At 30.5% G+C, this 14,981-nt stretch carries 12 protein-coding genes; 11 read left to right on the top strand and 1 reads right to left on the bottom strand.

The genetic code is table 11. The features are described 5' to 3' along the window. Positions 1-3: 3 nt before the first annotated feature. The 7 genes from glmU (at position 4) to AB9Q04_RS07890 (ending at position 8,771) form a co-directional block, all read left to right on the top strand. A complete protein-coding gene (gene glmU, locus AB9Q04_RS07920; protein ID WP_410024798.1) occupies positions 4-1,398 on the top strand; it encodes a bifunctional UDP-N-acetylglucosamine diphosphorylase/glucosamine-1-phosphate N-acetyltransferase GlmU in 1,395 nt (464 codons plus the stop codon). Then, on the top strand, positions 1,395-2,381 hold the full coding sequence (locus AB9Q04_RS07915) for a ribose-phosphate diphosphokinase (protein WP_410024797.1): 987 nt from the start codon (positions 1,395-1,397) through the stop codon (positions 2,379-2,381). The genes glmU and AB9Q04_RS07915 overlap by 4 nt, the downstream gene beginning before the upstream one ends. After that, positions 2,382-2,969, top strand: a complete 588-nt coding sequence (pth, locus tag AB9Q04_RS07910) for an aminoacyl-tRNA hydrolase (protein WP_410024796.1) — start codon at positions 2,382-2,384, stop codon at positions 2,967-2,969. Continuing rightward, positions 2,966-6,460: a transcription-repair coupling factor gene (gene mfd, locus AB9Q04_RS07905; RefSeq protein WP_410024795.1), complete on the top strand. Its 3,495-nt coding sequence runs from the start codon at positions 2,966-2,968 to the stop codon at positions 6,458-6,460. Before pth ends, mfd begins: the two co-directional genes overlap by 4 nt. Beyond that, entirely contained in the window at positions 6,444-7,529 is a 1,086-nt protein-coding gene (locus tag AB9Q04_RS07900; RefSeq protein WP_410024794.1) for a peptidylprolyl isomerase, read from the top strand. Before mfd ends, AB9Q04_RS07900 begins: the two co-directional genes overlap by 17 nt. Continuing rightward, positions 7,510-8,409 (top strand): peptidylprolyl isomerase, encoded by a 900-nt coding sequence (locus AB9Q04_RS07895; protein ID WP_410024793.1) that lies wholly within the window; start codon positions 7,510-7,512, stop codon positions 8,407-8,409. The genes AB9Q04_RS07900 and AB9Q04_RS07895 overlap by 20 nt, the downstream gene beginning before the upstream one ends. 83 nt (positions 8,410-8,492) lie before the next feature. After that, the gene (locus AB9Q04_RS07890) at positions 8,493-8,771 is read left to right on the top strand and encodes an HU family DNA-binding protein (RefSeq protein WP_101540075.1); all 279 of its coding nucleotides are present in this window, start codon (positions 8,493-8,495) and stop codon (positions 8,769-8,771) included. A 47-nt stretch (positions 8,772-8,818) separates the two neighbouring features. On the opposite strand, the gene AB9Q04_RS07885 is transcribed toward AB9Q04_RS07890, so the two are convergent. Beyond that, on the bottom strand, positions 8,819-10,564 hold the full coding sequence (locus AB9Q04_RS07885) for an Rqc2 family fibronectin-binding protein (RefSeq protein WP_410024792.1): 1,746 nt from the start codon (positions 10,562-10,564) through the stop codon (positions 8,819-8,821). Between the two features lie 85 nt (positions 10,565-10,649). Here AB9Q04_RS07885 and gmk point away from each other — a divergent pair, with 85 nt between their 5' ends. The 4 genes from gmk to priA are packed head-to-tail and all read left to right on the top strand — an operon-like array spanning position 10,650 to position 14,976. After that, positions 10,650-11,258: a guanylate kinase gene (gene gmk / locus AB9Q04_RS07880; protein WP_394018147.1), complete on the top strand. Its 609-nt coding sequence runs from the start codon at positions 10,650-10,652 to the stop codon at positions 11,256-11,258. Continuing rightward, a complete protein-coding gene (rpoZ, locus tag AB9Q04_RS07875) occupies positions 11,251-11,436 on the top strand; it encodes a DNA-directed RNA polymerase subunit omega (RefSeq protein WP_394011551.1) in 186 nt (61 codons plus the stop codon). Before gmk ends, rpoZ begins: the two co-directional genes overlap by 8 nt. Continuing rightward, the gene (gene coaBC / locus AB9Q04_RS07870) at positions 11,433-12,605 is read left to right on the top strand and encodes a bifunctional phosphopantothenoylcysteine decarboxylase/phosphopantothenate--cysteine ligase CoaBC (RefSeq protein ID WP_410024791.1); all 1,173 of its coding nucleotides are present in this window, start codon (positions 11,433-11,435) and stop codon (positions 12,603-12,605) included. Before rpoZ ends, coaBC begins: the two co-directional genes overlap by 4 nt. Before the next feature lies 1 nt (position 12,606). Next, complete coding sequence (gene priA / locus AB9Q04_RS07865; RefSeq protein ID WP_410024818.1) at positions 12,607-14,976, top strand: primosomal protein N'; 2,370 nt, start codon at positions 12,607-12,609, stop codon at positions 14,974-14,976. The last annotated feature ends 5 nt before the right edge of the window (positions 14,977-14,981 follow it).

Below are 14,981 nucleotides of genomic sequence, written 5' to 3'. Positions count from 1 at the left end.
CTTATGCTAAAAACAATAATAATGGCTGCGGGTGAAGGGACTAGGATGAAGTCCAAAACATCCAAAGTCTTACATAAATTATTAAATCGAGAAATTATAAAATACGTCGTTGATGCATCAAAGCTTGATGACTCACAAACAATAATAATCGGTGGGAAAAATAAAGACAAGCTAGCAGAACTTTTTCCAGCTGAGACCATAATAGAGCAAAAGATAGGTGATGCTTATCCTTATGGAACTGGTTATGCAGCATCTCTTGCCATAAATGAAATTGCAGATGATGATCAAGTTTTAGTTTTAAATGGCGATATACCTTTAATTACTAAGGAAAGCTTAAAAGAATTTGTAGAAAATCATAAAGAATCTAATAGCAGTGCATCTGTCTTATCAACTAGGGTCCAAAATCCAAAAAGCTACGGTAGAATTATCCGAGATGATGATGGAAACTTTATAGGTATAGTTGAAGACAGAGACCTAGATATAAACCAAATAGCTATAGATGAAATAAATACTGGTATATATATTTTTAAAGGAGAAGACTTAAAGCAAGCTTTAGCTAAGCTTGATACAAATAATGACCAAAGTGAGCTATATCTTACAGACTGCATAAAAATTTTATATAATGATGGTAAAAGAGTCATGGCCTTTGCTGCCAGTGATGCTGATGAATTTTATGGTATAAATAATAAAAAAGAGCTTGCTGAGGCTAAGAAAATACTGCAAAAACGAGTAAATGAAAATCATATGCTAAATGGTGTTATAATAGAAAACCCTGAAATAGCAATAATTGATCCACAAGCTAAAATCGGTATGGATACTATAATTTCAGGACCTGTTAAAATTTTAGGAAAAAGTGAAATTGGGGAAAACTGCATCATAGAAGGTTCATCTAGAATAGAAGATTCTATTTTAAAAGATAATGTAAAAATCAATAATTCTGTAATAGAAAAATCCTTTGTAGATGAAGGATCAGACGTAGGTCCCTATGCCCACCTAAGACCTAAGGCGAAGCTTGGTAAAAATGTTCACATTGGAAACTTCGTAGAAGTAAAAAATGCTACAATTGGTGATGGCACCAAAGCAGGGCATCTAGCTTATATTGGAGATTCTGATTTAGGTAGTAAAATAAATATTGGCTGTGGGGTTATTTTTGTAAATTATGATGGCAAATTTAAACATAGGTCAATAGTTAAAGACAATGCTTTTATAGGATCAAATTCAAATATTATTGCCCCAGTAATTATAGAAGAAGAAGCATACATAGCAGCAGGCTCTACAATTACAGATGATGTTGAGCAAGGCGCCCTATCAATAGAGCGTGCCGAGCAAAAAAATATACCTGGCTATGTAGAAAAAAAACGTAAAAGAGATTTAGAAAAAGAAAAGGAGCAGAAATGACATCTGATAAATCACAATCATCTATTCACAGAGGAGAATTAAAACTTTTAACAGGTAATGCAAACCCAAAATTAGCTGAATCAATTGCAAGAAGCTTAGACAAAAAAATAGGCGATGCAGATATTGAAAAATTTAGCGATGGGGAAATCAAAATAATTATTAATGAATCAATCAGAGGTAAGGATGTATACATAGTACAACCTACTTCATCACCAACAAATGATAACTTAATGGAACTTTTAATAATGATTGATGCTTGTAGACGTGCCTCTGCTGGATATATAAATGTTATTGTTCCTTATTATGGTTACGCTCGCCAAGATAGAAAAACACGTGGTCGTGAACCTATAACTGCAAAATTAGTTGCTAATCTTATTACTGAAGCAGGTGCTGATAGAGTAATTACTATGGATCTACACGCAGGACAGATTCAAGGGTACTTTGATATACCAGTAGACCATTTTACAGCTATTAGACTATTATCAGAATACTTTAAGGATGAAGCATACGATAAGCCAGATGATTATGTTGTAGTAAGTCCTGACCTTGGTGGTGTAAGACGTGCTAGAGAATTTTCTGACTACCTAAAACTACCAATTGCTATTATCGAAAAAAGAAGACCTAGACCAAATGTTTCAGAAGTAATGAATGTAATTGGTGATTTTAAAGGAAAAACAGCTATTCTTGTAGATGATATGGTAGATACAGCAGGAACTATTACAAATGCTGCAAATTACTTAATTGATAATGGTGCAAAAGATGTATACATTGCTGCAACACACGGGGTATTATCAGGTCCAGCTGTAAAAAGACTAGAAGATTCAAAAGTAAAAGAAGTAGTTATTACTGATACAATATACCTACCAGAAGAAAAAAGAATAGATAAATTAACCCAATTAGAAGTAGGACCATTATTAGCTGAAGCTATTCACAGAATAAATACTTACGAGTCAATTAGTGGGTTATTTGAGGATGAAGAATAAATGTACTATATAGTGGGGCTTGGAAATCCAGGCTTACAATACGAAAATACTAGACATAATGTTGGTTTTATGACAATAGATTATTTAGCAGAAAAACATAACATTAATGTCAAAAAATTAAAACACAAAGCACTTTATGGTCAGGGAGAAATCTCTGGCCAAAAAGTTATGCTTATAAAGCCACAAACTTATATGAATAATTCTGGTGAATCAGTAAGGGATTTTAAAAACTTTTATAAATTTGATGATGATAAACTTATAGTTATTCTAGATGATATAGATATAGACTTTGGACGTATCCGTATAAAGAAAAAAGGGTCTGCCGGTACTCATAATGGAATGAAATCTATAATATATCAAACCCAAACTGATAAGTTTCCTAGGATAAAAATTGCTGTAGGACAAAAACCAGAATATATGAATCTTGCAAACTTTGTATTAAGTGGGTTTCATGGGGAAGATGTGGATATAGTAAGAGAAGAAATTATTATGGCTGCAGAAGCTATCGAAATGATGCTAGAATCAAATATCGATAAGGCAATGAATAAGTATAACTCAATAGATTTATTGGAAAATAATGATAAATGAATCAATTAATTAAAATATTAGAAAATACTGAACAACTAAATAAAATAAAAGCGAATTATATAAGTGATTCACCTATTTACTTACATGGTCTTACTGAAGGGATAAAAGCACATTTGATTTTATCTCTTTTTGATACTTTGGATAAAAACATCTTAGTCATTACAGAAAATGAAAAAAAAGCTAAAGACTATCAGAGAAATATAAACAATTTAGTAGATGTGGCAAGTCTATATCCAGCAAGTGAGATTAATTTTTACAATATAAAATCGGTTGATGAAGATATAAAAAGTCTTAGGATGGAAAATTTAATTAGCCAAGCTAGGGGACAAAAGCAAATTACTATAACAACCATGGATGCAATAGTAAATAAAATCACACCTTTACGTAAATTTAACAATAGCTTTGTTAGAATATCTGGTGAGGATATTGTAGATGTAGATGAATTTATAAGCACCCTTGTAAGTTTAAACTATAGTCCTACTACCCTTGTAGAAAATAAAGGTGAATACGCAAAACGTGGTTCTATTATAGATTTTTGGCCAATAGATTATGAAAATCCAGTTAGACTTGAGCTTTTTGATGATGAGATCGATTCAATTAGAATTTTTGATCAGAAAAACCAACGTACTATTAAAAAAGTAGATGAGGTTACTATCTCACCTTTAAATGAACTTATCTATGATCAGGACGATTTTGATAATGCTATAACAAATATTGATAATAATATTAAAAAATTAGAAAAAAATATAAAAGATGCCAATGATCAAAAGCTAATAGATAAGTATAAACAAATTAAGTCATACATAAAAGATAGTATGTATGTAGCTAACTGGGATTTGATAAATGCCTATAGGGCTGATAATTATGAAACTTTTATAGATTATCTATCAGCTGATACAATTTTTGTTATAGATGATATTGCTAGAATCTATGATGAAGAAAATGAATCTTATGATAGGTTTTTAGAAGATGTTACAATTCAAAGAGAAAGGGGAGAAGTTTTTACTGATTTTGCTAACCTCTTAGTAAAAGCAGAAGATATTTATAAAAAAATAGAAAGTTACCCTATTATAAATCTCACATCTATTCTTAAAAGATCCAAGCTATTTAATCCAAAAATGCTCCTTGAATTTAAAACAATTGAGGCAGAGCATTTTAACAGGAAAATAACTACTGTTGCAGATTCATTAAAACATCAAAAATCAGATGCAAAAACTTTTATTTTTGCTGGCAATGAAAACAATAAAGAAAATTTGATAAATGCTCTTAGAGAAAATGATATCTTAGATATATCAGATGACTATAATGCCAAAATTACAGTTACTAGTGATACAGCTAGCGAAGGGTATTATCTGCCAGAATATAACTTTTATTTTTTTACTGAAAAAGAAGTTTATGGTACAAGTAAGAAAAAAGTTAAGAAAAAGATAAAAAATAAAATGTCATCTACTGATATCATCAATTATTCTGACTTGGATAAAGGTGATTATGTAGTTCACGAAAATAATGGTATAGGTGTTTATGATGGCCTAGAAAAAATAGAAGTAAATAACATACAGAAAGATTTTATAGTAATTAATTATAAGGGCAATGATAAAGTCTATGTACCAGTTGACCAAATGAATTTAGTTAGTAAATACATAGGTAATAAGGGTGAGAAACCACGCTTATCTACTCTAGGTTCTCCAACTTGGTCAAAGGCTAAAGCTCGTGCTAAAAAAGCAGTAGATGAAATAGCAGATGATTTAGTAAAACTATATGCCAAAAGATCTAAGGAAGTTGGTCATGCATTTTCACCAGATACCCCTTGGCAAAAAGAATTTGAAGAATCTTTTCCTTATGAGGAAACTTATAGCCAGTTAAGAAGTATCCATGAAATAAAAGAAGACATGGAAAAAGATAAGCCTATGGACCGTCTATTAACCGGTGATGTAGGTTATGGAAAAACTGAAGTTGCCCTTAGAGCTGCATTTAAGGCAATCGTTGATGGATATCAGGTAGCATTTTTAGTACCAACTACAATTTTAGCCAGTCAACACTATGAAACAATGAAAGAAAGATTTAAAGAATTTCCAATTGAAGCTAGACTTTTATCTAGATTTAATTCTAAAAAAGAGCAAGATGAAACTATAAAAGACTTAAAGACTGGCAAAGTGGATATAGTTATAGGAACTCATAGAGTTTTATCAAAAGATGTAAAATTTAAAAATCTGGGTCTGCTTATCATTGATGAAGAGCAAAGGTTTGGGGTAAAACATAAGGAAAAACTAAAGCAACTTAAAACAAGCTTAGATGTATTAACTTTATCAGCAACCCCAATTCCAAGAACTTTACAAATGTCACTAGCTGGTATAAGAGATTTATCAACCCTAGATGAACCGCCAGAAGAAAGGCTACCAGTAAATACCTATGTGATTGAATATGATGAAAATATTATAAAAGCAGCTATCGAACGAGAGCTTGCTCGTGATGGTCAAGTTTACTTTGTTTATAATAGGGTCCACAATATTGATTTACTTTATAATCACATAGTAGAACTTATACCTGAGGCAAGAGTAGAAATTATCCATGGTAAACTAACTCCAAGACAAATTGAAGTAATAATGAATGACTTTGTAAGTGGGGATATAGATATTCTCCTTTCTACAACCATTATAGAAACAGGTATGGATATAGCAAATGTAAATACAATAATTATTTATGATGCAGATATGATGGGTCTATCCCAACTTTACCAATTAAAGGGTCGCATAGGCAGGGGAAGTAGGTCTTCCTATGCTTATTTTACCTATAGACGCGGCAAAGTTTTATCAGAAATTAGCGAAAAGCGATTAAAATCTATTAGGGACTTCTCTGACTTTGGTAGTGGTTATAAGATTGCTATGAAAGATTTAGAGCTACGTGGCGCAGGAAATCTCTTAGGAGAAAGTCAAAGTGGTCATGTAGAAGCTGTAGGATATGATCTATATGTAAAATACCTTCAAGAAGCAGTAGAAAAAGCCTCAGGAAAAGAAGTTGATATTAAGAAAAAATCAGATGTTTATATTGATATTAAAGTCAATGCTTATATACCAAATACCTATATCTCTGATCAATCACAAAAAATTGAAATATATACGAGAATTGCAAATATTGAAAATATAGAAGATTATAATATATTAGTAGAAGATTTGATTGATATTTATGGAGATATACCAGTAATGGTGGATAATATAATGTATGTATCCATGATAAAATCTTTGGCTGAATCAATCGGTTTTAAAGAAATCCGTGAAAGGGATGGCTACATTAATATCAATTTTACAAATAGGGATGATTTTAGTATAGATGAACTAAAAAAAATAAGTGAAGAGTATAAGGGAGAGATGAAACTTGACCTGTCAGCCAATCCATCTTTTAAAATCCCTATATCAAATACAAAATTAATCGATACTTATGATTTACTAGAAGTAATATGTAAGGTAAGGAGTAAAAATGAAAAAGACAAATAAAATTTTAACAATTATGCTAGCAAGTTCAATGTTCTTAGCAGCTTGTAACAATGAAACAACAAAAACAGATAATGATTCTGCTACAAATAAAACTGAAACCGTAGAAAAAGCAGACACAGCAGATAAAAAAGAAAAAACTGATGAGAAATTACCAGAAAATGCTGTAGCCTTAGTAAATGGTGATGAACTAAGCAAAGATAAATATAAAGATGAAATGGCATTTTATTCTGCATTTTTAGCAAGCAGTGAAAATGCAAAATCAAAAGTAGTTAGCATGATGGTTAGAGATAAGTTAGTTTCAGATGATGCTGCCAAACACGATATTACTGTAACCGATAAAGAAGTTTCAGATGAATTTATGCAAACTGTTGAAAATATTAACAGACAAAATGGCAAAGATGCCTTTGATAAAATGCTAGAAGACTACAATATGGATAATGATATGTTTAAAGATACTATCAGAAAAGATATTCTTTATACCAAACACTTAGAATGGTTTAAAGAAAATAATCCTGTAAGTGATGAAGATATCGATAAATACTACGAAGAAAATAAAGAAAGTTTTGAAAAAGTAGATGCAGATCATATTCTTGTTGAAGATGAAGAAACAGCTAAAGAAGTAAAACAAAAATTAGATAATGGGGAAGATTTTGCTGAACTTGCAAAAGAATACTCAAAAGATACTGGTAATGCTGAAAAAGGTGGAGCTTTAGGTGAATTTACTAAAGGACAAATGGTAAAAGAATTTGAAGATAAGGCATTCTCTATGAAAGAAGGAGAAATAAGTGAACCAGTAGAAACACAGTTTGGCTGGCACATTATAAAAGTAAATAAAGTTATAAATGAACTTTCAGAAGATGATCGTAAATTAATTAAAGAAAATCTAGAAAACCAAAAGTACCAAGAATACACGAACGAATTAGCAGAAAATGCTAACATTGTTACCGAAGATTCTCAAACTGCAAACGAAGAATCTACTAACGAAGAAGTAGTTGAAGAGTCTGCTGATAATAAAGATAAAGCAGAAGAAAAAGAAGATAAAGAAGCAGATGAAAAGAAAGATAATTAAGACTGTATTATTTGCAGTTTTAATATTTAATCTATCATCGTGCACTTCTTCTAAACATAGTGAAGGAAATGTAGCACTTGTTGATGGAGTTGCCATTAGTAGCGACACTTATTTAAAGGAATTAGACTTTTACCAAAAATACTATTCCCAAAAATTTGGTGAAGGATATCTTGATCAAGAAGTTGAAAGAGGCAAAACAAACAAAGATATCTTAGAAAAGGACCTGGTTGACTCTTTGGTCAAAGACCAAGTGATGGTAAATGACCTAAAGGCTAATAATATAAAAGTCGATGATAATGTAGCATCATCTCTTAGAAAAGATTTAGAAGAAAAACTAGGAGGCAAAGATTCATTAAAGGCTAATGTCAAAGCCCTAGGTACAGATGAAAATAAGTTTAACCAAGTACTATATAACGACTCTATTAGAAAGCAGCACTATAATTATTATTTAAGTCATAATGATATAAAAGATAGTGAAATTTTAGAATACTATAAAGCAAATGAAAAGTATCATAAAGAGTATAAGTATGACGTTCTAGTATTTGATGATAAAAATGAGGCTAATAAGATACACAAAAATTTAAAATCACCAGCAGATTTTAAATCCTATCTTAATAAGCCTGTACAAAATTATGAAGTGATTAACTCTGATTTTGTCTATAACGATGACCCACTTTTAAAAGAGGCTGGTGTTTTGGAAAAAGATGAGATAAGCGATATCTTTAAACATGAAGATAAATATATGATACTTATGATAAATTCATACAACGAAAATGAAAACGACTTACTAATAAATGTCAAAGATATTTACCTAAAAGAAAAATATGAGGATTATCTTAATAAGTTAGTAAAAAAGTCTAAAATCAGGCTTTTTGTCTAAGTTTTGCTTGAAAAAGCTAGGATTATTTTGTATAATCAAGAATAGAGTTAAACAGAATTATTTATTGATTTATAGGAGGAAATATGAATAAATCAGAATTATTAGTTAGCATTTCAGAAAAAAGTGGACTTAAAAAAAGCGAATCTGAAAAAGCACTAAATGCAATGATAGAAACAATTACTGAAACATTAGTTGCAGGTGATAAAGTACAATTAGTTGGATTTGGTACATTTGAAACAAGAGATAGAAAAGCTCGTGAAGGTAGAAACCCAAGAAAACCTGACGAAGTTATCAAAATCCCAGCTTCTAAAGCTCCAGTATTCAAAGCTGGTAAAACTTTAAAAGAAGCAGTTAATAAATAATTTCTAAAAAACAAAACCGGAACTTGAAATAAAGGTCCGGTTTTTTATTATTCAATTTCTTTGAATTGGTTACTTAAGTCATCATTAGTATCTACGGTTATAGTATTAAAGTTTTCATAATAAACCATACCAGGTTTTGCACCCTTGGCTTTATTTACATTTTTCTTTTCAGTATAGTCAATATCTATTTTTTCTTCATTACTTATTGATGAGTTAATAGCAGCAAGATAGGCGGCAATAATAACATCATCTTCATTTATATTATCTGACCTGAGGATAACATGACTGCCTGGCACATCTTTCACGTGAAACCACATATCATCTCTATTAGCAAGTTTTAAGGTAATGTAATCATTTTGCTTGCTATTTTTACCAACATAGATATCAGAATTATTTTTTGTAACAAAGTGGTAAGGTTTAGATTTTTTATTTTTAATTTTATGCTTAGACGATTTTTTAATAATATTATTTTCAACCATCTCATCACGTAGATCATTTAAATCATCTATACTATTTGATCTTTGGGTAAAGTCTATTAATTGGTTTAAATAATCTAGATATTCTTTTTGCTTTGGTAAATCTTTTCTAGCATAATCTACAGAGTTCTTAATTTTTTTAGCCCTAGTATAGAACGCTTCTGCATTTTCCCAAGGGGTTTTTAAAGGGTCAAGGTCAATTTTCACTTCTTCGTTGTTATTGTAAAAATCGTTTAATAAAATCTCTTTATCACCCTTGTTTATTCTATGAACATTTGCTGATAATAAATCTCCATTTTTTCTAAGACCTTCTATTTTTGATTCGTTTAATATATTATCATTTAAGATATTTATCTTTTTTTGAGTTGTTTTTACATGAGAATTTATTTTTTTAATATAATCAGATTTTATTTGATTTAACCTATCATGGGTTTTATTTACATTAAAAAATTCTTCTATGGCATCACTCATTAACTGATAATTATTTTCCTCGTAACTTAAATGAGTAAGCTTTAGCGTATGAAATTCTCTTACCTTTTTCTTATCCTTATATGAATAAGCATCTAGGTTTTTATTTAAAATATCATCTCGAATTTGATATAAGATCTTATTCATCATTCGTTTTTCATCTTCACTTACTAGCCCCCAAGTAATTCTTGGATCTATACCAGCCCTATATACTATCTCTTTACCAACAATAGGGGAAAATCCTGTATAGGATTTATGAAATATTTTATCAGGCTTAGTATTATCAGCAAGCTTTTGGTCTAATTTTTTGATATCATAAGTAAACTCTGTATCTGTTATATCGTATTTGCTATCTTCTACAAATTCGTAAGTAAGTCCTGGCAATAGCTGTCTAACGGATGACATAGATTCACTAACTCTTTTTATAGAATCAATTATTTTGTAATTATCATCAGTTAGAATAATATTTGAGTATTTACCCATAATTTCAACTATAAGTTTCTTGCTAGTGTCAAAACCCATCTCATCGATAGAACTTATAGAAAATATTACAACTCTGTCTAATCCTTTTTGAGAAATATCTACTATTTTACCTTGGTTGATATGTTTTCTAAGTACCATAGTAAAGTTAGGGGGCACATCTGGATTTTCAAATTTTTTATTTGTCAAATTTATTCTGGCTTCATTATTATTAGCACTTAAAAGTAGTTTATAGCTACTACCCATGGAGTACACATTAAACACAATATCATTTTTAGAAGGTTGGGTGATTTTTTGTATTTTCCCTCCTAAAAGTTTATCATTTAATTCGTTAACTACTTTTCTTGTTACTATTCCATCATATGTCATTATTTCACCTCATTATTCATTATACTTTTTTTCTTACTTGTAATAAGGGGTCTAAAAAGTAAAATATTTATAATAAGGAGGCGTAATGAAGAAAGGTTTTTTATTAGTCATATCTGGTCCATCAGGAGTAGGTAAGGGTACTGTCCTTCATGATCTTATGAATACACAAAAAAACTTAGTATACTCTGTATCTGCCACTACTCGTGATAAAAGGGATGGGGAGATAGAGGGAGTATCCTATTTTTACAAAAGCCATGAAGATTTTAAACAAATGATTGATGAGGATAAGTTCTTAGAATATGCCCATGTACATAACAATTATTATGGTACGCCAAAAGAGTTTGTAGATAAGAAAATTGATGAAGGAAAAATAGTTGTCTTAGAAATTGATGTTCAAGGTGCGATAAATGTAAAGCAAAATACTGACAATGCTGTCTTCATATTTTTGGCGCCCCCAAGTTTATCAGAACTTAAAAATCGTATCGTAGGACGAGGAACTGAGACAGAACATGATATAAATCTAAGAATGAAAAATGCGCGTAGAGAATTAGAATATATCAAGTACTATGATTATCTAGTTATTAATGACCACATTAATTCAGCTATAAATTCAGTAAATGAGATAATAAATGCTGAAAAGCACAAAGTATTTAGAGAAGAAGATTTTGATATAAAGGAGATCTTAGATGAATAACCCATCTTTTAAAAAATTATCAGAAATAAGCCCAAGTAGATATGATATCTGCATGATGGTCTCAAAAAGAGCAAGAAGAATCGTAAGCGGATCAGCTCCACTTACTAATCACGTCGAAGCAAAACCTGTAACCCAAGCCCTAAATGAAGTAATAGAGGGCAAAGTTACTAAAAAATGATTGAAAATAAAAATATATTATTAGGAATAAGTGGGGGAATAGCATCCTATAAGGTTTTAGAATTGTGTTCTAGACTTAAGAAAAAAAATGTAAATATAAAAGTAATAATGACCCCAGCAGCTACAGAATTTGTTACACCCCTATCTTTTGAAACTATGGCTAGATGTAGGGTTTATACTGATATGTGGGAGGGCCACCATGAAAGTGTCCACCATATAGATTTACCAAAATGGGCAGATGTAATGCTTATAGCTCCAGCCACTGCAAATACAATTGGCAAAATGGCAAATGGTATTTCAGATAACTTTTTAACTGCATCATATCTTGCTTGTAATAAGGATGTGATTATAGCGCCATCTATGAATACACAAATGCTTCTAAATCCTGCAACTCAAAAAAATATTGAAACATTGAAATCATATGGTGTAAAAGTGATAGCTCCAGAATCAGGAGTATTAGCTTGTAATACTGTAGGCGATGGTAGGATGGAAGAACCAGAAAATATTGTAGAATACTTAGAAGATTATTTTACAAAAAAAGATCTTAAGGGTAAAAAAATCATCGTATCTGCAGGACCAACCATGGAGCCCATAGATTTTGTAAGATATGTTACTAATCATTCTAGTGGAAAAATGGGCTATAACATTGCAAATGAAGCGAAAAAACGTGGAGCAGAAGTGGTATTAGTTTCAGGACCTGTAAAACCCTTTGATATAAAAGGTCTTAACCGTATAGAAGTTAGTACTAATGAAGAGATGAAAAATGCCATAGAAGAAAATTTTGAAGATGCAGATGCATTAATAATGGCAGCAGCTCCTGTTGATTATAAATCTAGTGTGGTTAGTGATCGTAAAATTAAAAAGTCTGGCCAAAATTTACAAATGGAGTTTATAGAAAATATAGACATTCTAAAATATTTTGGAGAGAAAAAATCAAAGCAAACTATAATTGGTTTTGCTGCCGAAACAGATGATTTAATTGAAAATGCTAATAAAAAGCTAAAAAAGAAGAATGCAGACTACATCATAGCCAACGACCTAACTAAGGCTGGAGCAGGTTTTAATGCTGATACAAATATAGCAAGTATAATTTCTGCTGATGGTGTAAAAGATTTAGACAAGATGACAAAAACTGAACTTGCAAATCAAATCTTAGATTTAATAAGGTGATATTATTTACGCAAAAGTAATAATTGATAGTAAAAGTAGATTTTTAAATCGTGCGTTTACCTATCATATACCAGAAAAATTTAATAATAAAATTGACATAGCAATGAGAGTTTTAGTTCCTTTTGGTAAAGGAAATAAAACTAGCGTTGCTTTTGTTTATGAAATAATTGATATAGTAGATGCCGCTTATGAAATAAAAGACATCCTTGACATTATTGATGATAGAAGGCTAATTTCAGAAGAACTAATGAACTTAGCTTTTTTTATGAGCAAAACTTACATGTCACCCATCCAAGCATCTTTAAAACAAGTGATGCCACCAACTGATATAAAAAATATCAAAACCTATTATTATGCAAAATCAGATGATAATTCTGATATCATTAAGTTTCTAAGCAAAAAAAGAACTATGGATGAGATATGCAAAAAATTTGGCGACATAAAAAATGAAATAAATGAATTAGTAGACCAGGGAGAGTTAGGTGTTTCCTATGATATCAAAAATACTCAAAATATTAGATATGATGAATATGCCTATCTTACTGGTAACAATTTTTCTTTAAATGCTAATGCCAACAAGCAGCAAGCTCTAGTAACTTACTTAGAAAAAAATGGTAAAACTAAAGTCAGTATTCTCTTAAAAGAAACCCAATCTTTAAAGTCTAGCCTAAATTCACTTATTAAAAAAAATATAGTGGCAATTAAAAAGGAAGAAGCAAAAAAAGATATCATAACAGATTATGATAAATATAAGAAATTTAAGTTAAATGGTGAGCAAGAAGAAGCTTTTAATAAAATAAAAGCAAAGCCAGGTGGTCACTTCTTATTATTTGGAGTTACTGGATCAGGTAAAACAGAAATATTCTTACAAATGGTAGAAGAAGTAATTAATCAAGGTAAGGAAGCCATAATTTTAGTTCCAGAAATATCTCTTACTCCACAAACTATAGAAAGATTTAAAGGTCGTTTTGATGAAAAAATAGCCATTATTCACTCAGGACTTACTCCTAGTGAACGCTTTGACCAATGGAGGATGATAAATAACGGTGAGGTGAAAATTGCAATTGGAGCTAGATCTGCAGTTTTCGCTCCTTTTAAGAATCTTGGTATTATTATTATTGATGAAGAACATGATAATTCATATATCTCATCAAAAGATCCGAAATATCATACTGATGAAATAGCAAAATTTAGAGCTAACTACAATAATTGTAACTTAATCTTAGCATCAGCAACTCCATCCATAAAAACAATGACAAGAGCCCAAAACGGAGAGTATGACTTAATACATTTAAAAAATAGAGTAAATAACAATCTCCCAGATATAGAAATAGTAGATTTAAAAGAAGAGTTAAAAAACTCCAACTACTCAATAATTAGCTACAGATTACAAGAAGAAATTAAAAATAACTTAGAAAAAAATGAACAAATTATTTTATTTTTAAATAAAATTGGCCATGATTCCTATACCTTTTGTAGAACATGTGGCTATGTTATAAAATGCGATGCCTGTGATGTAGCAATGACTTATCATAAAAAAATTGATAGACTCATCTGTCATTATTGTGGCAGAACTCAAAACCAACCGAAGGTATGTCCAAATTGCCATTCTAAAAAAATAAAAGAATTTGGAGCAGGAACTGAAAAATTGGAAGAAGAAGTAAGGTACTTATTCCCACATGCAAATATTATGCGTATGGACAGTATGAAGGCTACGAGTAAAGCAAGTTATCAAAAGATGTATGAGGGTATGAAAAACAATAAAATAGATATCCTCCTGGGCACTCAAATGATAGCAAAGGGCCTTGATTTTAAAAATGTAACCCTAGTTGGGATAATATCTGCAGATCTTAGCTTAAATGTAGGTGATTTTAGGTCACAAGAAAATACCTTTGAACTTTTAACCCAGGTTGCTGGAAGAAGTGGACGCGATAAGAAAAAGGGCAAGGTAATAATACAAACCTATAGGCCAGATAATTTTGTTATTCAAGCAGTAAAAAATAGTGATTATGAAAATTACTTCAAAAATGAACTTATCGAACGAAGTGCCTTTTCCTACCCTCCCTTTAAAAATATAATAACCATAAAAATAATAGATAAGAATAGATTAGAAACTATTGATATCTCTCGTAAGTTTACAAATAGTTTGAAAAAAATGTTAATTGATTTTGATCAAGTAGAAATCATAGGTCCGAATCCATGTAAAATATCAAGAATAAATAATAAACATAGGTATAATATTATTATAAAAGCACCAGATGGTGACCTTGATGCAGTAAGAGATGCAGTTAATAAAATAAGAAATGAATTTATAAATGAATATAAGCTTACTAGCTTTATCCCAGCCCTAAACCCAACTAATATAAACTAAGGAGG

It is taken from the genome of Anaerococcus groningensis (genome assembly GCF_046365465.1).
GTDB lineage: Bacteria > Bacillota > Clostridia > Tissierellales > Peptoniphilaceae > Anaerococcus > Anaerococcus groningensis.
The sequence above is the reverse complement of the archived record's forward strand: the minus strand, read 5'-3'. Positions and strand labels throughout refer to the sequence as shown.